Origin of the sequence: Geminocystis sp. NIES-3708, assembly GCF_001548095.1 — a bacterium.
Taxonomy (GTDB): Bacteria; Cyanobacteriota; Cyanobacteriia; order Cyanobacteriales; family Cyanobacteriaceae; genus Geminocystis.
The window spans coordinates 1,911,734-1,933,001 of the sequence record NZ_AP014815.1 but is presented as its reverse complement, the minus strand read 5'-3'; the positions used below and the strand labels follow the sequence as shown (position 1 = coordinate 1,933,001).

The window sequence follows — 21,268 nt, the reverse complement described above, 5'->3', positions numbered from 1 at the left end:
ATTTTTTATGATTAAAATAGTTTAAATAATCACAATTTGTTTTAGAATTTAAGCTGTAAATAGTTCATTATAGTAATCGATCAAATGACTGATTTTAACATTAAAAGAAGAGATTTTTTGTATGGTTTAGCTGGTTTATCGGGAAGTATAATTGCTAGTCAATTACCTTTTGAATCTGCATCAGCTCAAGCTATTAGGATTAATGGTGCAGGGGCTAGTTTTCCTGCTCCTTTATATCAACGTTGGTTCGTAGAATATAATAAAATTAACAAAAACACACAAGTTAACTATCAATCTGTAGGTAGTGGTGCTGGTATTAAACAATTTATCGGAAATACTGTTGATTTTGGTGCTAGTGATGTAGCCATGAAAGATGACGAAATCGCTAAAGTTTCCAGAGGTGCGTTACTTTTACCCGTTACCGCAGGAAGTGTAGTTTTAGCTTTTAACAACAAAGATGTTACTACTGTTAAACTTACTCGTCAACAATTAGCAGATATTTTCTTAGGCAAAATTACTAATTGGAATCAAATTGGTTCTCCTAAAAGTAAACCCATTAAAGTAATCTATCGCTCTGATGGTTCTGGTACTACTGGAGTATTCACAAAACATTTAGCGGCTATCAGTAGTGAATGGAAAAGCAAAGTAGGTGAAGGTACTACAGTTCAGTGGCCTAAAGGTATTGGTGCAAAAGGTAACGAAGGGATTACGGCTCAGATTCAACAAACTGATGGTGCTATCGGTTATATTGAGTATGGTTTTGCAAAAAAAAATGGATTAAAAACAGCTCAATTACAAAATAAAGCTGGTAAATTTGTTCCTCCATCTCCCCAAAATTCCGCAGTCTCATTATCTCAGATCCAATTACCAGCTAACTTAAGAGGATTTGCACCCGATCCTACTGGCGATCGCTCTTATCCCATTGTATCTTTTAGTTGGATTTTAGCCTATAAAAAGTATCCTGATGCGAAAAAAGCTCAAGCCTTAAAACAAGTTTTAAATTGGGCAGTAAGTAAATCTGGGGGACAAAAATTCAGCTCAGATTTAGGTTATATTCCTTTACCAGATAACGTAATTAAAAAAGTAACTACTGCGATTAATAGCATTAGTTAAATTATTGACGAGTTAAATTCCATAGGGTGTTTTCGTTTTCCTTTTATGGTGCTTATAAAGTATTACTGTGCGATCATTAAAAACTAAATCTTAAAGCATTTTTAGTCTGTTTTTTTGATTGATAAATTAATGATTACAAAAACTCTCTTCGCCCTATGGGAGAGGGATTGGGGTAAGAATAAAAAAAACTCACCCCGACTTTGAAAACACCCTGCTACCTGTGTTGATCTTCATTATTTTTTATATTAAACTGAGGTTTTATTGAGATAAATTCTTTGTTTATCCAATTTTTTTAGAAAAAAGACACAGCTGAAGGATTATCTTTTCCTGAAAAAATATTAATAGTAATTGGTTTTCTGTCTAAAGCTAAATTATGATGATTACTATCAATTTCTCCTATATTAACAGAATAAGAAGGAAAACTTGCACAACTAATACTTAATCGAATAGCTGTATTTTTTTGAATTTTAATACAGGTTGATTGTAAATTAAATTTGATTACTTTATTTACATCATGATCAGTTATTTTGATATAACCTTGACTAAAATTATAAACTTTTCCATCAGGAAATACTTGAGAAATCACAGCCGATAAATCAAAGGTTTTGCTATCTGCTGTTGCATAAATTATTAATTCCACATCTCTCATTATCTCTAAATCTTCTGTTAAAAAATCTGAAGTGTAAGTCAAAATATCACTACGATTATCTAATTTACTTCTATCAAAACTTCCTGCTAATATGCTATTATGTCCGCCTAAACTTGGAGGTGAACGCCAAAAATCATGAATAATTATATCTTCTTGTATATTAAAATTATTACTATTATTAACAATTAATTTACCATTATTATCTGTTATATTAGCTAAACCTGTACTTTTTAAATAAAATTTGATTTCTTTTTTTCTATCATAATTATCTAAATAGAGCCACTTATCCCCCCCCATTTGAAATATTTGAATATTTTTGTTGGATAAATTATTATTTTCTATACCTTTTAAATATTTATTGAACCAAAGTATTTGTAATTCATTAATATTGTTATTTGCTTCTTGAGTATAATAGCGATCTCCTAAAGTATTTCCCCAAGGAAGATGACTCCATGGACCAATAATTAAACGTTGTTGAAACTCACTTTTTTGATTCATTTCATGATATAGATTTAATGTACCTCGTAAATAAGTATCGAACCAACCACCAATATGAAGCATTGGTAAATCAATATTATCAAAATAAGTTTTTGGAGATAAATTAAGCCAATAATTACTATTTTTAGAATGACTTAACCATTGATAATAAAAATTACTAGGACAATATTTTCTTAAAACCTCTTCCAAAATAATAGGAATATCATTAACAGGTAAATTACGACTGGCTAAATAAAGTATTTTATAAGCGGTTAAATCATTTTTTAATCGTGCAGTTTCTGCGGCTAATTGTATCGCCCAAGCTAAATTTAATTCATAACAAAAAGCGTCATTTTCATAAGCCCAATCTGAGTATAAATCATAGGCAATCATCGCAGGGCAAATAGTTTTTAATGCCGAATGTTGACTAATGGCACAATATAGCTGAGTCATTCCTTGGTAAGAAAAACCATACATCCCGATTTTGCCATTACAGCCTTCTAAATTTGACACCCAATCAAGAGTATCATAACCATCTTCAATTTCTGTTTCAAATAACTGAAACTCTCCCTCCGAATCCCCTCTACCTCTTACATCTTGAACCACAACAATATAGCCTTGACGGGCATACCATTTTGGATGTGCATAAACTACCGTTGAAGCGATCGCTTTTCCATAGGGTTGACGCATCAATAAAACAGGTAACTTTTCGGTAATGACGGGGCGATAAATATCAGCAGTTAACTTAATGCCGTCACGAGTCACCATTGAGGCAGTTTTTTTGATTATTTCTAACATAGGAATTAAAAATGTTGGGTTTTTGAATAAAAGTAGCCAACATCCTATACTTTTTTATAGTAAGGGTGAAATATTATTAACCCTTACTATTTCTCAACTTTTGATTTTAAAAAGAGACAAGTTAACTGTTAATTGTCTTGTACATCAATGTCTAACTTTTACAAAAAGTCTATTGAGTTAAAGTTCGACGTTTAAATACCATTTCGTAAGCTTCAATTTGATCACCATCTTGCCAATCACTAAATTTATTGATAGCAATACCGCATTCAAAACCAGAAGCAACTTCTTTTACATCATCTTTAACACGACGAAGAGAATCTAAATTGCCACTATAAACAACTTTACCATTACGTAACACTCGAATTAAGCGATTTCTAACCACTTTTCCTGAAGTCACATAACAACCAGCGACAGCACCTTTACCCACGGCAAAGACAGCTCTTACTTGAGCAGTACCAAGACTTTCTTCTACTTCTTCAGGATCAAGTAATCCTTCCATTGCTCCTTCAATTTCATCAAGCAATTTATAAATTACATTATATTCCCGAATATCAACTCCTTCTTGTTCAGCGGCTTGTCGAGCATTAGGAGCTAAAGTCGTATTAAATCCGATGATTACTGCACCACTAGCCGCCGCTAAGTCCACATCAGTTTCTGTGATTTCTCCAGCATTAGATAGTAATACTCGAATTTGAACCTCTTTTTGGGGTAATTGTTTCAAAGACCCTAAAATCGCTTCTACAGAGCCTTGTACATCTGCTTTGAGGATTAAATTAAGTTCTTTTAATTCTCCTTGTTGTGCTTGAGCTGATAAAGTACTTAATGTGACCCGACGAGAAGACATAGCCTGTTGTAAGCGAGTATCTCTTTGATCTGATGCACGACTTTCAGCGATAGCTTTAGCTTCTTTCTCATTTTTATAAACATCAAATTCATCTCCAGCCGCAGGAACTTCATTTAGACCGAGAATTTCTACAGCAAAAGAAGGAGTAGCTGCTTCGACTTTATCTCCACGATCATCAATCATTGCTCTAATCTTACCTGACACTGAACCAGCAACGATAACATCCCCAACTCTTAAAGTTCCATTTTGAACTAATAAAGTAGCAACAGGACCTCTCGCACGATCTAAGTGCGCCTCGATTACTGTACCTTTAGCTAGACGATCGGGGTTAGCAGAAAGTTGTTCCATTTCTGACACTAAAACGATCATTTCTAAGAGAGTATCTAAATTTTGACCATTTAAAGCACTGACAGGAACCATAACGGTATCACCGCCCCAATCTTCAGGCACTAACTGTAAATCCACTAATTCTTGTTTAACACGATCAGGATTTGCGTCAGGTTTATCAACTTTATTGATAGCAACGACAATCGGAACTTTTGCAGCCCTTGCATGACTAATGGCTTCTTTCGTTTGAGGTCTGACACCATCATCAGCCGCTACCACTAAAACAGCTATATCTGTAACTTTTGCTCCCCTTGCACGCATTGCAGTAAAGGCTTCATGACCGGGAGTATCTAAGAATACAATTTGTTGAGTTTTGCCTTCATGTTCCACATCCACATGATATGCACCAATATGCTGAGTAATTCCCCCAGCTTCTCCTTGTACAACTTTTGTGTTTCTAATGGAATCCAACAAGGTAGTTTTACCATGATCCACGTGACCCATGATAGTGACAACAGGAGGACGATTTTGTAATTTGTCCAAATCTGTTTCCATAATCATCTCGGTTTTGGCAGCACTGGCTTTTTCCTCTTCCGTGATTACTTCGACACCCAAATCAGAGGCAACAATTTTTGCAATTTCGAGATCGAGAGTTTCAGTAATATTAACCGCAATACCTTTAAAGAAAAGTAACTTAATGATTTCTGTATCAGGGGTATTGAGTAATTCAGCTAAATCCCTTAAAGTAGGATTTTGTTTGAGAATAATAAATTCTGGTAATTCTTGCTTATCTGATTTTAGTTTTTTATCTGCTTTAAAATCAGTTTTATCTAATTTTGGTTTTTGTCTTCTCGGCGCACGACTTTTTTCTGGTGCTTTTGGTTGCTCACTAGCGAGTTTTTCGGGACGAGCTAAAGCTAGACTAAGACTCTCATCAAGATCATCATCTAAGAGATCATCTAAATCATCATCATCGTCATCAATAACTAAAGAGCGACGTTTTTTAACGGTTTTCTTACTTTCTTTAGAATCATCATCATCTTCCCAAGTAGCTTCTTCGCCTTTATTTAAAGGTTTTTTCGGTTTTTGTTTCGCTCTTGTGGGTTTTTCTAGTAAGATGGGTTCTGATTCAAAATCATCATCTGGAGTGAGAGACTTTTCTTCCAAATCATCATCAACATCCAAATCTGTTTCAATAATAGCCGCAGGTCGTTGAGGAGGTCTGTGTAATTTTGGTTTTGGAGTTGCTTTATTTTCAATGCCTGTAAAATTTTCCTCCTTAGAGGTTAAAGGTTTTTTAACAGGTTTTATGGTTGGTTCTTGATCTATAACTTCAATGGTTTCATTTCCTTCCTTTCGAGGTTGACCATTTTTTGAACGACGAGGAGGATTAGTTTTATTTTTATTATTAATTTTTGGTTTTGGTCTTTTATCATCCTCATTAGAAGCAGAGTTTTTCTCAGGAATTTCCACTGATAATTTATTCTCATTACTCTTTGATTTATCAATATGAGTGATAGGAATTGACTTAGTTGCTGGTTTATTTCCACTTATTTGAGGTCGTGGGGGTGATCCTTTGAGTTCTTTTTCTGGACTAGATACTGATGGTGTTACTTTTACAGAAGCATTTTCCCCAGAAGATGAGGGCATCTGAGGACGGGGAGGAGTTAAAAGGGTAAGATTTTCCTTTGGGTTCTCCAAGGTTGATGTTTCAGTATTGTTACTAGAATATATAGCTAGTATTTCGGGTTTTTTATTTTTTGGTTTCAAGTCTGACGCAGGAGGATTTTTTGATTCTTTACTGATATTTTTTTTGACTTGGTTATTGGCAGATGTCATATGATAGTTTTTGGCTGCTTCTTTTATATTCTGAGCTTGAGATTCAGTGATGGTACTACTATGATTTTTCACATCAATGGATAATTTGGCACATATATCTAATACGTCCTTATTATCTAACGCAAGCTCTTTTGATAAATCGTATATTCTTACTTTTCCGTTTTTCATCCACAAATTGCCCTAAGTGTACTATATTATAACCGTTTTTGGTAAATTTTAATTAGATCTTAAATATTAAATTTAATAATTAACTGTTCAATAGGCTTTGGTTATTTTTATAATCCTATTGATCAATATCTACTATTATGATAATTTTTCTGAAAAAGTGAGTAACAATGAATAATTAATAATGAACAATTAATAACTAATATTTTTTCTTCTACTTGTCCATTTTTTCTTGATATTCTAGTTTTTGCCAAAGTCTTTCATAAATTTCTAGGGGAATATCCGTTTTTAAAGCCCTCGGTAAACGCTTTTTTTTTTGAGCTAAATTCAAACATTGAGCTTGAGGACAAATATAAGCAGATCTTCCCATACCCTGATCTAAAGAAACTTTTTGCTCTGGATAAACTCTGACAATACGCAAAAATTCTTTTCGCTCTCCGACTTTATGACAACTGATACAGCGTCGATAATTTTTTTGTTTATTCAGATTCTTCATCAGCGTATTTTGACTTTGATTTGATGTCAATTTTCCAACCTGTCAACCGTGCTGCAAGACGAACATTTTGCCCTTCTTTACCGATAGCTAAACTTAAATGATTATCTGGTACGATGACCAAAGATTGTTTTTCTTCTGGATTAATTAATTTTACCAGATCAATTTGAGCTGGACTTAAAGAGTTAGCAATATAAGTAGCTGGATCAGGTGACCAACGAATTACGTCTATTTTTTCGCCTTTAAGTTCATTTACCACTGCTTGAATACGTGATCCCCTTGCTCCAATACACGCTCCCACTGGATCAACGTCTCTTTCTAAGGTATCCACCGCAATTTTTGTTCGAGCATTCACAGAACGATTATGAGGATTTGCTTCTCTGGCGATCGCCACAATTCGGACAACTCCTTCTTCAAATTCAGGGACTTCATTATCAAAAAGATAAACGACTAAACCAGCATCAGCACGAGATACCAGCAGTTGAGGTCCTCTTTGAGAGCCTTCTCGGACTTTTTTGAGATAAACCTTAAAACTAGCATTTGCACGGTAATTATCACTGGCAATCTGTTCATGATGGGGTAATTCAGCTTCAACTTCTGGTCTTCCATGGGCACTTTGAAGAGTCATAATCACAGATTGACGTTCAAAACGAAGTACCTTTGCTTGTAAAACTGTCCCTTCTAATTCTTTAAATTCCTCTTGAATAATAGCCCTTTGTTGATCTTTTAATTTTTGTTGCAATACCTGTTTAGTTTGTATAGCCGCCATACGTCCAAAGTCTTTTTGTTCAGGAGTTACATCAACTAAAACTTCGTTTCCAAGCTGTACTTCGTCATTGAACTCTTGTACCTCATCTAAGGAAATTTGATGGTCAGGTTCTTGTACTGATTCCGTAACCATTTTCAGTGCTAAAACTCTGAATCCTTCTTCTTCGACATCAAGCTCTAGTCTAAAATTATCGAAATAGTCATCTCCAAAAGGATGAGAATTGGTCTGTTTTGAACGACGAAAACGCTCATAACCTTTAAATAGTGCCTCTCTCAAGGCTTCTTTCACAGAATTTTCTGGTAAGTTATGACTTTTACTGATTTCTTCAATCAGCATTTTTAAACCCGGTAATTTAACGATACTCATAATAGTTAATAATTTATAGTGAATAGTTGATAATTAATAATTAATTTTTTTAGTCTTTTTCTTGGTTATTCTCTAGTTGAACTTTTGTGACAATTTCTCTAGGAATAGCTACCATTTTGCCTTTACAGTTGATATGTATTGCTTTTTCATCTCTACTTTGTAGGTTTCCATGCCATTGAGTGTGTTTTTTATACTCTATATTAGTTTCAACAATCACAGGAAAACCTTTAAAACTAATAAATTCCCTGTCGCTAGTCAAGTTTTCGCCAATTCCCGGACTTGAAATTTCTAACATATAAGCCGAAGGAATGATGTCTTTTGCATCAAGATTTTCTTCTAATAAACGACTAAATTTTTCACAATCATCAAGACTGGTCTCCCCTGATAAATTGCGAATATCAATCCTTAATAGTGGAGGATTTTTGTTGGTTTGAAATACCAAATTGACTATTTCGAGGTTTAAATCTTGGGCTATCGATTTAGCTATTTCTGTGATGCTGGGGATCAGGGGATGATTCATAAATTGGATAAAAAGTCAATAGAATAATGATAAAAAGCAATAAAAAAAGCGGGTTGTACCCACTCTGTCGATGGTATTGTCACTAATTCCCTATTTCACTGTTTCAGATGCTTTTTCGCATAAATTCTATGACGTTGAGATGATCTGAATAGTTTAACTTAATGGTAAAGATCATGAAAACGTAGAGTTTTAGTTGATTAATATCATAGCATAAAATTTCCATAACGGTTAATTTATGGATTATGAATCTGGGTTAAGATATGAAAATTATTCGAGAAGTAATCTTTAATTTATGAGTAATTTAACAGGTAGAGATTTATTAAGTATCGCTGACTTAAACCAAGAAGAAATCAATACAGTTTTGAATTTAGCGGCGGATTTAAAAGGTAGCAAAGAAAAATTTAACTACAATAAAACCTTAGGATTGTTATTTTATAAAGCCTCTACCCGCACTCGTGTATCTTTTAGCGTGGCAATGTACCAATTGGGTGGTAACGTTATTGACTTAAATCCTAGTCGTACTCAAGTAGGTAGAGGAGAACCTTTGGAAGATACAGCTAGAGTATTAGATCGTTATCTGGATATACTCGCCATTCGTACCTTTGCCCAAGAGGATATACAAACTTTTGCTGACTATAGCAATATTCCTATTATCAACGCTTTGACAGATTTAGAGCATCCATGCCAAATTCTAGCAGATTTACAAACTATTCAAGAATCTTTTGGCACTTTAGAAGGTATCACCATGACTTATTTAGGAGATGGTAATAATGTAGCTCATTCTCTTTTACTCGGAGGTGTTTTAATGGGGATGAATGTGCGCATCGCTACCCCTGAAGGTTATTTACCCAATCTTGATATTGTCAAACAAGCTCAATCCTTAGCCACCAGACCTGAACAAGTTACAATTACCAATGATGCTAAAGCCGCCTCAGAAAATGCTCAAGTTTTATATACTGATGTATGGGCAAGTATGGGGCAAGAAGAAGAAACTGCTCAAAGAATTCCTATTTTTCAATCTTATCAAATAAACCAAGAATTAGTTAACCTTGCTGATGATTCGGCAATCATTCTTCATTGTCTTCCTGCCTATCGAGAAAAAGAGATTACAACGGAAGTAATGGAAGGTAAACAATCTCGTATATGGGATCAAGCGGAGAATAGAATGCACGCACAAAAGGCTTTAATGGCTTGTTTGTTAGGCTTAACTGATACGTAAAGTTAATTTGTAAGCTGAGTTCAATGTAAAATTATTAATAAGAACTGACTTGGAAGACAGGCAGACATGAAGATTGTATCTCTTGTGAATTAATAAAGTTCTCTCAAAAGTGCATCGAATATTGAGAGGTTTTCTTCCATTCTACTTGTCCACTTCTCTACCTGTCTCGTCTTCACCGTTTTTCTTCTCTCGAACTCAGGTAAGTTAAATGCGTCTTAGCTTATCAAATTTTACCCACTGAAAAGTCTAATTACTTTTGAGGTTTAAAATACATAGCCTTCTTTACCTTCCGCCGCATAAGTTCTATTTAGTAATTCATTTATAGTCGCATTAAGTTCGGGTTTACCATTAAATACTGTGCCGACTTGATTTTTATTAAAATGAATTAAGGCAACTTTATAAGCTGAATCTGGTAATGGTAAATAACCCACTTTATGAACAATTTGAGAAGCATTATCTAAATAGAAAGTGACAAACTTAGCTAAGGCTTTATTTTCTTGGGCTTTTTTGGCGTTAACATAGATAAATAAAGGACGAGTTAAAGGGCGATAGCTATTATTTTTGATGGTTTCATCGGAGGGTAAAATTCCACCGCTACCACTATCAACGGCTACTGGTTGTAACTTGTCTTTATGTTTCGAATAGTAAGCATAACCAAAATAGCCAAGGGCGTTAGGATCTTGTATTACACCTTGAACCAGTGTATTGTCATCTTCGCTAAATACATAATCATTCCGACTATTTTCTTCGCCAATGATAGCCACTGTAAAATATTCAAATGTACCAGAATCTCTATCTGCACCAAATAAATTTAATGGCTTATCTGCCCATTGATTATTAACTTGATTCCAACGAGTAATCTTATTTTCTGCCGATGGTTGCCACATAGTTTTTAATTCTTCTACGGTGATGGTTTTTGCCCAATCATTAGCAGGATTAGTTACCACCGTTAAAGCATCAAAAGCAACGGGTAACTCGATATAGGCAACCCCATTCTTTTTACATTGTGTCATAAAGGTTTGAGGAATAGGTACAGAAGAATTATTTATGTCTGTTTCACCTTGACAAAATTTTCTAAATCCACCAATTGAGCCTGAAAAATTAGATTCTGCTTCAATGTTTTCTTTATTGGAGGCATTGAATTTTTCCACAATTAAATTAGTAATAGGAAACACAGTACTTGAACCATCTACTATTATATTTTTTGATTCTTGATTTTTTGTGCTACCACAAGCAGATAATGTTGATAAAATAACTGCTGATAACAAAATTTTTCCTTTTAACAATGATTTATTATTCATCATAAATAATTTGTTAATATTTTAAAATAAGAGTTTATTATAAATAATAATAAAATTCAATAAATATTAGTTCTATAACCTTACTAATAAATATTATTAATAAAAATCAGTATCTAAATAATTACTATTAATTATAAAGAGTGAGTATTTTAATTTAATTTTTAGCTAGATTTGACTAAATTATATATTAATTTAAAATAAAATTCTTTAATTTATTCTTAACCTTATTCGTATTAACTATTTAGGTCATTAATTTGAATATTTGATATTTATAAGTTTATAATATTTAGAAAAAATAGTCTGGATATTTTATAAAAATTTAAGTTCTTAATCTTTTCTTTACCTAAAAAAAGTCTAATTTATATTATTATTAAATCCGAAGCAGTCTAAAAATAAAAATAATATTTCTAAATATGATAATTAAAAGTAAAAATAAACTAGCAGAATCTTTATCGGTCTTAGTTTTAGCTTTAAGTTTAACGGCTTGTGGTGGTGGTGAAACTCCCACAACTGAAGGTACAACACCCGAAGGTACAGGAGAAACTGAAACTGGTACTTTAACCGTACCTTTTGAAAATACTGTCGCTTTAACCGGTGCTGGTGCTAGTTTTCCCGCTCCTTTGTATCAAAACTGGTTTGTGGCGTTAAATCAAAAAGTACCGAAGTTACAAGTAAATTATCAATCAGTAGGTAGTGGTGCTGGAGTGGAACAGTTTACTGCTGGAACTGTAGATTTTGGTGCTAGTGACACCGCGATGAAAGATGATGAAATTGCAAAAGTGAGTAAAGGTGTTTTAATGTTACCTGTTACTGCTGGTTCGATCGTTTTTGCATATAACTTGCCCGGTGTGGAAGGTTTAAAGTTAAGTAGGCAAACCTATGTGGATATTGCTTTAGGAAAAATAACTAAGTGGAATGATCCTAAAATTGTCGCTGATAATCCAGATTTAACGTTACCTGATAAGCCTATTATTTTTATACATCGTTCTGATGGCAGTGGTACAACAGGAGTGCTTACAAAACATTTATCGGCTATCAGTGAAGATTGGAAAACGAAGGTAGGAGAAGGTAAAACCGTTCAATGGGGACCCAATGGCGGTACATTCCTCGGTGGAAAAGGAAATGAAGGGGTAACAGCTACCATTATGCAAAATGAAGGGGCTATCGGTTATGTAGAGTATGGTTATGCTAAAAATAATAAATTAGCTATGGCGGCTATTCAAAATAAAGCAGGACAATTTATTCCTCCTACAGATGAAGCGGCTTCGGAAACTTTAGCTAACGTGGAGTTACCCGAAAATTTACGTGCTTTTATTACTGATCCTGAAGGTGAGACATCATACCCTATCGTTACCTATACTTGGATTTTGGCTTTTCCTAAATATGATGATCCAAATAAAGCGATCGCCATGGAAGCAATGATTCAATATGCCTTAACGGAAGGTCAAAAAGTAGCACCAGCATTAGGATATGTACCTTTACCTTTTACTGTAGTGCAAAAGGTTGCTGCTACCGCCGATCAAATATCTCCCGATTTCACCATTAATGTTGATTAGAATTTAATCTTTTCGCTTTAGGTTTAGAGAAAGAAATTCACTTAATCTAAAAAAATCATGATCATCATCCAAGGTCAATTAATCAAATTTCTAGTTCTCTTTACTTTTGCTTTTAGTTTAAATGCCTGTCATAATAATCAAAATAGGGAGAAGTCACAACAGACGGTGATGTTTCTGTTTTCTACTTTTTTTAGAAAATAATCTTACTATTCTGGGTGCTGGGGCGAATTTTCCAGCTCCTTCGTCTCAAAATTAGTTTGTATTACTAAATCCTTTACGGTCTCAATTACAAGTTAATAATCAATCTGTGAGTACGGGTAAAACGTGAGTATTTACTAAATATTTAGTAAATATTATTAATCTTCCAAAAGAAAATTTTTATCTTAATCTTCCAAGAGAAAATTTTTATCTTAATCTTAATAAGGCGATCACTATAAAAGCCATGATTCAATAAAACCTTATTGAAACCTTTGCAAAAGTAACAGATCAAATTAGTCCAGATTTAACCATCACTGTTAACTAAAATTTAACCTTCATGGTCTAGGTTATAAAGAGCAATTTGTAAACTCAGTAAGGAAAGAGGAAAATCAACTATTTTGATAAATTTTTCTTTAAGTGTAAACACTGATTAGTGTTAATCTAGTAACAATTGCTACAAAAAATTATATTGAAAATCGAAACCACAATTAATAAGTAAATAACAATTTTTTTAATTGTGTTGATACTAATAAAAGTATAACTAAAATTAAGATGACACAGTCCGATTCTTCTAACACAGATAATCTCATGATGGGGGAGAGATCACCCTTAGAAAAAACCTTAGATAATGGCTTCAAATGGCTAACCTTTGCTTTCGCCCTTAGTATTGGTCTAATTCTAATCAGTATAGCAGTTATTATTGCCGTTGGTGCTTTTCCTGCGATCAAACAATTTAATTTTAGTTTTTTTACTAATAGTAATTGGAATCCTGTCACCGATCAATATGGTGTGATTGCGGTAATTTATGGAACAATGGTAAGTTCATTAATTGCTCTTATCGTTGCCATTCCTTTAGGAGTTGGGGCAGCAATTTTTTTAAGTGAAGACTTTATTCCCGAACAAATTCGCACAGTTTTAGTTTTTTTAGTCGAGTTATTAGCTGCCATTCCTAGTGTGGTTTATGGCTTATGGGGTATTTTTGTTTTAATCCCAATTACTACCGTTTTTGGTACTTGGCTTCATGACAATTTTGGTTGGTTTCCTTTATTTAGCACTACTCCAGCTGGACCTAGTATGTTACCTGCGGGGATTGTGTTATCTATAATGATTTTACCGATTATTATCGCCATTTCCCGTGACTCTTTAGCTTCTTTACCTCCTGATTTACGTCAAGCCTCTTTAGGATTAGGTGCAACCCGTTGGGAAACAATTTTTAGAGTTTTAATTCCTGCGGCAATTTCTGGCATTATGGGGGGCATCATGTTAGCCTTAGGTCGTGCTATGGGTGAAACTATGGCGGCGACGATGATTATTGGTAACTCTAACCGTTTAAGTATTTCTATTTTAGATCCTGCCAACACAATCGCTTCTTTAATTGCGAACCAATTTGCTGAAGCCAGTGGGTTACAAATTTCGGCTTTGATGTATGCAGGTTTAGTGTTAATGTTACTAACTTTAATTGTCAATATTCTTGCTGAATATATCGTTAACCAAGTCAAGGCAAAATACGAATAACAATGAATAATTATTGCTTCTATAATCTATATTAAAAATTAATTTGTATGATTACTACTACAATAGGCAGTTTAAAAAAGAAATCTTCTAGTCCGAGGGTTATACTAGGAACAATAATGACGGCATTGAGTGGGTTGTGTATGATTCTTACCTTAATCCCATTAATAGCAGTACTTTTCTTCGTATTTGTACAGGGCTTTAGTCGTCTCAATATTGATTTATTTACTCAATTACCACCTCCACCAGGTTTGGATGAAGGAGGTTTAGCCAATGCGATTATTGGAACTCTTGTTGTGGTTGGTATCGCTGTAATTTTGGCAGTACCTATTGGAGTATTGACAGCGGTTTATCTCTCAGAATTTAGTCACGGTAATAAGTTTGCTACCAGTATTCGATTTGCTACTAATGTACTTAGCGGTGTTCCTTCCATTATTGCGGGGATTTTTGCTTTCGGTTTATTAGTATCAAGCGGTATTGTCGGTTTTTCAGCTATTGCTGGGGGTGTTGCTTTAGCAGTATTGATGTTACCGACTATTATTCGTACAACAGATGAAGCTTTAAAAATTGTCCCTCAAGAAATTCGTTGGGCGGCTTTAGGAGTTGGTGCTTATAACTATCAAACTGTCGTTCAAATTGTTCTTCCTGCGGCTTTGCCCGGTATTGTTACTGGTGTGACTTTAGCCATTGCAAGGGCGGCGGGAGAAACTGCTCCTTTAATTTTTACAGCACTATTTTCTAACTTTTGGCCCAATGTATCACCTCAAGGATTAGTAGAGCCGATCGCCACTTTATCTGTATTAGTTTATAATTTTGCGATTTTACCTTTTAAACCACAACAAGAATTAGCGTGGGCTGGATCATTGATTTTGGTATTCTTAGTATTAGCTACCAGTATTATTGCTCGTTTAGCTACCCGTAGAAAAGTGTATTAATCAGTAATGAGTAATTACTGTTAGTTTATGATTAGTAATAAAATTGAATTATTCTATTAAATAGGAAAAAAATCATGGAAGAATCATTAATGAATGAAGAGGAATTTTTAAGGACATCAGTGATGGAATTAATGGATGTAGATATATTTTATGGCAGTTATAAAGCTGTCAAAGAAGTAAATATTAACATTCCCCAAAATAAAATCACTGCTTTTATTGGTCCGTCTGGATGTGGTAAAAGTACTATTTTGCGATGTTTAAACCGTCTCAATGATTTAATTAGTTCCTTTAAATTGAAGGGAAAAGTAACCTATCATGGACAAGATCTCTACGCAAAAGATATTGATCCTGTAGAGGTAAGAAAACGTATCGGGATGGTGTTTCAAAGACCGAATCCTTTTCCGAAAACTATTTATGATAATGTTGCTTATGGTGCAAGAGTTAATGGTTATAAGGAAGATTTAGACGAATTAGTAGAAACTTCTCTTCGTCGTGCAGCTTTATGGGATGAGGTGAAAGATAAGTTAGGAGAAAGCGGTTTTTCTCTATCCGGTGGACAACAACAAAGATTATGTATTGCAAGAACGATCGCCGCACAACCTGAAGTAGTATTAATGGATGAACCTTGTTCTGCTCTTGATCCCATTTCTACCATCAAAATAGAAGAATTAATGCAAGAGTTAAAAGAAAATTATACTATTGTCATTGTTACCCATAATATGCAACAAGCCACGAGGGTAGCTGATATGACGGCTTTTTTTAATGCTGAAGCAGTGGGAAATAAAGGTAATAAAGTTGGTTATTTAGTAGAATTTGATAAAACTGAAAAAATTTTTAGTAACCCTGAAGAGCAATCTACCAAAGATTATGTTAGTGGTAGATTTGGGTAATAATTAAATAATTAGATTAAACTGAATAGTTACTGAATTTTAATGAATGAAGAAAATTTTTTTGATAAGATTGTGATATAAAAATAAAACAATAGGACATAGAAATGCTATGGCAAAAACCAGAACTGTTTATATCTGTAGCTCTTGCGCCACAGAATCTTCCCAGTGGTTTGGTAAATGTCCTAGTTGTAATGTTTATGGCACTTTAGAAGAGCAGATTCTTAATGGTAACGGTAATGGTAATACCCGTGCTGGTTGGCAATCTCAAAGTAATCATCATCAAAAACCTACCACTCCACAACCAAGAATATCCGTCAAATTTTCTGACATAACCGAACAAGAACAACCTCGAATGTTATCGGGTTATCATGAATTAGACAGGGTTTTAGGTGGTGGTATCGTACCTGGTTCTTTGGTACTAATAGGTGGTGATCCCGGTATCGGGAAATCTACTTTACTGCTACAAACCGCAAATCAATTATCCCTCCGTTTTCCTCGTATTCTTTATGTTTCAGCGGAAGAATCAGGACAACAAATCAAGTTAAGAGCTTCTCGTTTGGGGGTAGGGGTAACAAAAGAGAATCTTAGTGAATCTTTAGGCAATAATCAGATTCCAGACTCTGATGTGTTTGAACCGAATCTTTATATTTTGGCGGAGACAGATTTAGAGGAAATTTTGCGAGAATTAGAATCTTTAAGACCTCAAGTCGCTATTATTGATAGTATTCAAACCCTTCATTATGCTACTCTTAATTCTGCCCCCGGATCAGTGTCTCAGGTGAGAGAATGTACTTCAGCATTGATGCAAGTAGCAAAACGAGAAAACATAACTCTTTTTATTGTTGGTCATGTTACCAAAGAAGGAGCGATCGCAGGTCCTAGAGTTTTAGAGCATTTAGTTGATACGGTGTTATATTTTGAAGGCGATCGCTATGCTTCCCATCGTTTGTTAAGATCTGTTAAAAATCGTTTTGGTGCTACTCATGAAATTGGTATTTTTGAAATGGTAGATCATGGTTTGGATGAAGTTTCTAATCCTTCAGAGCTATTTTTAAGCAGTCGAGATGAAATAGCCCAAGGTACTGCTACCATCGTATCTTGTGAGGGAACGAGATCCCTTGTGGTTGAATTACAAGCATTAGTCAGCCCCACCAGTTACACTTCACCTCGTCGTGCTACCACAGGAGTTGATTATAATAGGTTACAACAAATTTTGGCAGTATTAGAAAAAAGAGTTGGGATTCCCCTTTCCAAGTTAGATACTTATGTAGCTTCGGTTGGAGGCTTGGCTGTGGAAGAACCAGCAGCGGATTTAGGTATGGCGATCTCCATTGTAGCTAGTTTTCGAGATCGTACAGTTGATCCTCGTACTGTATTAATCGGAGAAATAGGGTTAGGAGGACAAGTGCGTTTAGTGTCGCAAATGGAATTAAGATTAAAAGAAGCGGCAAAATTAGGCTTTAAACGGGCGATCGTGCCTAAAGGACAAACATATCCTACAGATATAGGTTTAGAAATTATCACTGTAGCAAAAGTCATTGATGCTATTGTCGTAGCTATGCCTGGCAATCCCATGAATGAGGAGAATAATGACGATGAAAGTGAGAATGATGAGAATTAAGAAAAATCTGCTAATTTTTGAGAACTTTTAGTTATCTTTAGATAACCTTCGCTATTTGCGTTGAACTTTAGTCTAAAGTGGGTTATTGATTTTTCTAAAGATATAATTTAACCTAAAACAAAATTATGAAAATATTAATAACAATTCCTCATTTTTTTCGTCAAGAAAATAACCCTAAATATGGCTCACAACGAAATCCTGAACCTCGAATACAAGCCTTAACAAGTTCTATAGTATCTTTACAACAATTATTCGGAAAACCACAATTAATGATAAAAGTAGGAGAAAGAATCGCTATTGCTGCTAATACTTTATCAAACACAACTATAGATATTTTTATTTGTACGACAGGAGATAATCATTTAATTGATCAAATTCCCTTGCCCTCAGATTTATTTAAACATTATAAAACTAATACTAAAGCTTTATTACTAGGTTTTGAATGTCATAAAATTTTAAAAGAAAAGATAGATCAATATGATTATTATTGTTACTTAGAAGATGATCTAATTATTAGAGATGCTCAATTTTTTACTAAATTAAATTGGTTTAATCAAGTAACAGATTATCAAAAATTATTACAAGCCAATCGTTATGAATTAAGTCTTAATCAATACACAGGAAAATGTTATATAGATGGTGATTTATTACATCGAGTAACTGCATCTTTTCAAAACGTAAATGATGAGGCAGAATTAAAAGGACAAATTATGAATAATCCTGTTATTTTTCGCCGGGCATTAAATCCTCATTCTGGCTGTTTTTTCTTAAATAATGAACAGATGAAATATTGGGCAGAAAAAGATTATTTTTTAGATCAAGATATTAGTTTTGTTGGTCCTTTAGAAAGTATAGCAACTTTAGGAATTATGAAGACATTTAAGTTATACAAACCCGCCCCAGAATCAGCTAATTTTTTAGAAGTCCATCATTGGGGCAGTGCATTTATTAATTTATTAGGTTCAGTGGTAAAATTTAGATAACTAGATTGTGTAAGAGGGACATTGTCCACTGATTAAAACATATACTACTACTTAGGGAGTGCTGAAAAAGTCTTTTAGTTAAGGTAGAGAAAAGGTAAAAGATAATATTATTAATGGTTTGGCAAAGGGCTTAAGCCCCTTGTTAAAATTAAAGTATGTAACTGTATAATACTTACCTAGTTTTTGAATAAAATTTGCTGAAAGCATTTTTTGACCGATATATTATGTCAAAACCTTTGATTTTAATACCTTTCTGACTATCAATAGTAAACCCTATTTACCTCAAGTTAACAAATTAAATAAATTTTCTTTTAACCAAATAGTATCAGTTTTTCGATTCGTTTTTATCTCCCAAAGATTGATACCCTTTTTTGGTAAATTAGTTAATAAATATTGCAATTGTTGCCAATTATTTATCTGTTTATAATTTACATTATATGTTTGAGTTAAATTAGCAAAATCAATAAATTGAGGAGTTGCGAAATATTTTTCAAATAAAGTTTGATAATCAGCTATCGGTAACATTTCAAAAATTCCGCCACCGTTATTATTAATTAAAATAATCGTTAAACTTCCTTCAAAATATTGATTTATTAAAAAACCATTGGTGTCATGTAAAAGAGCTAAATCTCCTGTTAATAAAATAGTAGGTTTATTTTGATAAGCAATACCTAAAGCAGTAGATAAAGTGCCATCAATTCCATTTGTACCTCTACTAAAATAAGTTTGTATTTGATGGTTATTTTTTTGCCAGAAAAATTCTGCATATCTGACTGACATGCTATTAGCGATAAAAATCGGTGTTTTTTCAGGAAGATATTGAGATAAAATCCAAGGAACTTTAGCTTCAAAGATTTCTTCTTTTTTAGCTATTATTTGATTAAGATTGATTGTTATTTTATCATCAATTGATAACCATTGAGAAAGATAAGTTGACGAAATTTTTTTCTCAATATTTTTTAAATATTGAATCAAGTTTTCTGGATTAATTCTAAGATGAATTGAGTTGCTATGCAAAGCATCTAAATTATCGTGAAAGATAGTAATAATATATGTTTTAATTTTATGCTCTGTTAACCAACTTCTTAACTGTTTACTGGTGGGATATTCACCGAACAAAATTACAATTTTTGGTATTAAATTATTTGCATTTTCAGGGTTTCTTAAAATCACATCATAGTTAATAATTAAATTATTATTTATGTGACTAAAATTTCTCACGGGAGATAAAGCCTCACCCAAAACAGGAAAATTTAATGATTGAGATAAAAAAGCGATTACTTCTGAGTATAATTGAGGATTATCAGGGGAATCTACCCCAGCGATAATGATGCCTTTAGAGAAAGTTTGCCATAATTTTAAATATTCCCTTAAATCCAGATTATATTTTTCAAAACTATGATTAATAGGAGTAAAATTAGCAAATAATTGTTGATAGATAAAAGTTTTTTTTTCTTTACTAATTTCTAACTCACAAATGGGGGCTAGAGGTTCTCGAAATGGTATATTAATATGAACAATTCCTCCACAAGGAAAATAAGATTTTTCCCAACTATAAACAATATTTTGACGTAGATAAAATAATCTTTCTAAATCTATAGATGGTAATGATAATTCTGTGTACCAATTAGGATAATTGCCATATAAATTAACTTGATTAATAGTTTGTCCTGCATGACAATTTCTTAATTCAGGAGGACGATCTGCTGTTAAAATAATTAAAGGGATATTACTATATTTTGCTTCAATAATGGCAGGGTAAAAATTAGCACCAGCCGTGCCAGAAGTACACACTAAAACTGTAGGAATTTTATTTTTTTTAGATAACCCTAAAGCAAAAAAAGAAGCCGATCTTTCATCTAAAATGGGTATAGAATTAATCAGATTATTTTGAGCAAACGCAAGGGTTAAGGGAGTTGATCTTGAACCTGGGCTTATTACGGCATCTTTTAAACCTAATTTAGCTAAAGTTTCAACAATAATCGAACTCCAAAGAGTATTAATATTACTAAAATTTAAGGTCATTTTTAAAATTAAATTAAGTTAATATAGCAATCTGACTATGTGAGATTTTTAGAGCTGTTAGTTATCAGCTTTCAGGGAGAGTAAAATGTAGATATTTATTTTTAATCTTTAATTATTCACAGATAATTTAAAGATTGCTATATAAAAAATATTGTTATTAAATAATTTATAAGTAAAATTATAAAAACAGAAGAGATTATAGCTTATTGTTACTTTTTATTCAAGATTATTATTTATTATTATTGTTATTGTCATTTTAAGATGAAAGTAATGGATAAAAAAATAAACAAATTTTCTTCTCCTTTTTTGTGCCTTTGCATCTTACCAGAGAAAAATTAAATTTTAAAAATCTTTTTTGACATCAAAAAAAATATGAAAGCATTTATAGAAAATGATATTCTTTACATTGAGAAAGAAGATTTACCTCAATATCAAAAAGGAAAGTCTGTTGTGCGTAATAATTATTTTTGGGCATTAAAATCTATCAGTGATTATACACCCATGAATGGAAATTGGGAATTTGCTTCCGAGGTTTGGGTGGCATTGAGTCGAATGTTATTATTTTTTACTAACTCTGGCTATTTAGGTTATCGAGAAACCATGTTAGAATTTAACGATGATACTTTAATTCCTGATGTTTTGCGATCGATTTCTACTAAATTATAGAT

Annotated in this window: 16 protein-coding genes; 9 read left to right on the top strand and 7 right to left on the bottom strand. The window is 33.2% G+C overall.

The genetic code is table 11. The features are described from left to right. Positions 1 to 84 precede the first annotated feature (84 nt). Positions 85 to 1,113, top strand: a complete 1,029-nt coding sequence (gene pstS / locus GM3708_RS08505; protein WP_066345591.1) for a phosphate ABC transporter substrate-binding protein PstS — start codon at positions 85 to 87, stop codon at positions 1,111 to 1,113. 292 nt (positions 1,114 to 1,405) lie between these two features. Here the strand turns inward: pstS (GM3708_RS08505) and GM3708_RS08500 are convergent, their stop codons facing one another. From GM3708_RS08500 to rimP, 5 genes are all read right to left on the bottom strand, one after another. Continuing rightward, positions 1,406 to 3,037: a CocE/NonD family hydrolase gene (locus tag GM3708_RS08500; protein ID WP_066345588.1), complete on the bottom strand. Its 1,632-nt coding sequence runs from the start codon at positions 3,035 to 3,037 to the stop codon at positions 1,406 to 1,408. Between the two features lie 169 nt (positions 3,038 to 3,206). After that, positions 3,207 to 6,215 carry a translation initiation factor IF-2 gene (gene infB, locus GM3708_RS08495; protein ID WP_066345586.1) on the bottom strand — a complete coding sequence of 1,003 codons (3,009 nt, stop codon included), beginning with the start codon at positions 6,213 to 6,215 and terminating at the stop codon, positions 3,207 to 3,209. A gap of 211 nt (positions 6,216 to 6,426) precedes the next feature. Beyond that, positions 6,427 to 6,708: a YlxR family protein gene (locus tag GM3708_RS08490; RefSeq protein ID WP_066345584.1), complete on the bottom strand. Its 282-nt coding sequence runs from the start codon at positions 6,706 to 6,708 to the stop codon at positions 6,427 to 6,429. Further along, a complete protein-coding gene (gene nusA, locus GM3708_RS08485; RefSeq protein WP_066345582.1) occupies positions 6,692 to 7,840 on the bottom strand; it encodes a transcription termination factor NusA in 1,149 nt (382 codons plus the stop codon). The genes GM3708_RS08490 and nusA overlap by 17 nt, the downstream gene beginning before the upstream one ends. Positions 7,841 to 7,889: 49 nt before the next feature. Beyond that, on the bottom strand, positions 7,890 to 8,360 hold the full coding sequence (rimP, locus tag GM3708_RS08480; protein WP_066345580.1) for a ribosome maturation factor RimP: 471 nt from the start codon (positions 8,358 to 8,360) through the stop codon (positions 7,890 to 7,892). Positions 8,361 to 8,652: 292 nt separating this feature from the next. On the opposite strand from rimP, the gene argF reads away from it, so the two are divergent. Beyond that, positions 8,653 to 9,579 carry an ornithine carbamoyltransferase gene (argF, locus tag GM3708_RS08475; RefSeq protein ID WP_066345579.1) on the top strand — a complete coding sequence of 309 codons (927 nt, stop codon included), beginning with the start codon at positions 8,653 to 8,655 and terminating at the stop codon, positions 9,577 to 9,579. A 263-nt stretch (positions 9,580 to 9,842) separates the two neighbouring features. Here argF and GM3708_RS08470 read toward each other — a convergent pair whose 3' ends face one another. Continuing rightward, positions 9,843 to 10,883: a PstS family phosphate ABC transporter substrate-binding protein gene (locus GM3708_RS08470; protein ID WP_144439299.1), complete on the bottom strand. Its 1,041-nt coding sequence runs from the start codon at positions 10,881 to 10,883 to the stop codon at positions 9,843 to 9,845. Positions 10,884 to 11,293: 410 nt separating this feature from the next. Between GM3708_RS08470 and pstS (GM3708_RS08465) the strand changes: the two genes are divergently transcribed. The 6 genes from pstS (GM3708_RS08465) (at position 11,294) to GM3708_RS08440 (ending at position 18,575) form a co-directional block, all read left to right on the top strand. Then, positions 11,294 to 12,436, top strand: coding sequence for a phosphate ABC transporter substrate-binding protein PstS (pstS, locus tag GM3708_RS08465; RefSeq protein ID WP_066345576.1), 1,143 nt, complete (start codon positions 11,294 to 11,296; stop codon positions 12,434 to 12,436). A gap of 750 nt (positions 12,437 to 13,186) precedes the next feature. Continuing rightward, the gene (pstC, locus tag GM3708_RS08460) at positions 13,187 to 14,149 is read left to right on the top strand and encodes a phosphate ABC transporter permease subunit PstC (protein ID WP_066345575.1); all 963 of its coding nucleotides are present in this window, start codon (positions 13,187 to 13,189) and stop codon (positions 14,147 to 14,149) included. Positions 14,150 to 14,196: 47 nt separating this feature from the next. Next, positions 14,197 to 15,081: a phosphate ABC transporter permease PstA gene (gene pstA, locus GM3708_RS08455; protein ID WP_066345573.1), complete on the top strand. Its 885-nt coding sequence runs from the start codon at positions 14,197 to 14,199 to the stop codon at positions 15,079 to 15,081. A 74-nt stretch (positions 15,082 to 15,155) separates the two neighbouring features. Further along, positions 15,156 to 15,971: a phosphate ABC transporter ATP-binding protein PstB gene (pstB, locus tag GM3708_RS08450; protein ID WP_066345572.1), complete on the top strand. Its 816-nt coding sequence runs from the start codon at positions 15,156 to 15,158 to the stop codon at positions 15,969 to 15,971. Positions 15,972 to 16,080: 109 nt separating this feature from the next. Next, a complete protein-coding gene (gene radA, locus GM3708_RS08445) occupies positions 16,081 to 17,592 on the top strand; it encodes a DNA repair protein RadA (protein WP_066345571.1) in 1,512 nt (503 codons plus the stop codon). Between the two features lie 125 nt (positions 17,593 to 17,717). Beyond that, the gene (locus GM3708_RS08440) at positions 17,718 to 18,575 is read left to right on the top strand and encodes a hypothetical protein (RefSeq protein ID WP_066345570.1); all 858 of its coding nucleotides are present in this window, start codon (positions 17,718 to 17,720) and stop codon (positions 18,573 to 18,575) included. A 282-nt stretch (positions 18,576 to 18,857) separates the two neighbouring features. Here the strand turns inward: GM3708_RS08440 and menD are convergent, their stop codons facing one another. Then, entirely contained in the window at positions 18,858 to 20,600 is a 1,743-nt protein-coding gene (gene menD, locus GM3708_RS08435; protein WP_066345568.1) for a 2-succinyl-5-enolpyruvyl-6-hydroxy-3-cyclohexene-1-carboxylic-acid synthase, read from the bottom strand. Between the two features lie 372 nt (positions 20,601 to 20,972). Here menD and GM3708_RS08430 point away from each other — a divergent pair, with 372 nt between their 5' ends. Further along, positions 20,973 to 21,266, top strand: a complete 294-nt coding sequence (locus tag GM3708_RS08430) for a hypothetical protein (protein ID WP_066345566.1) — start codon at positions 20,973 to 20,975, stop codon at positions 21,264 to 21,266. Positions 21,267 to 21,268 lie beyond the last annotated feature (2 nt).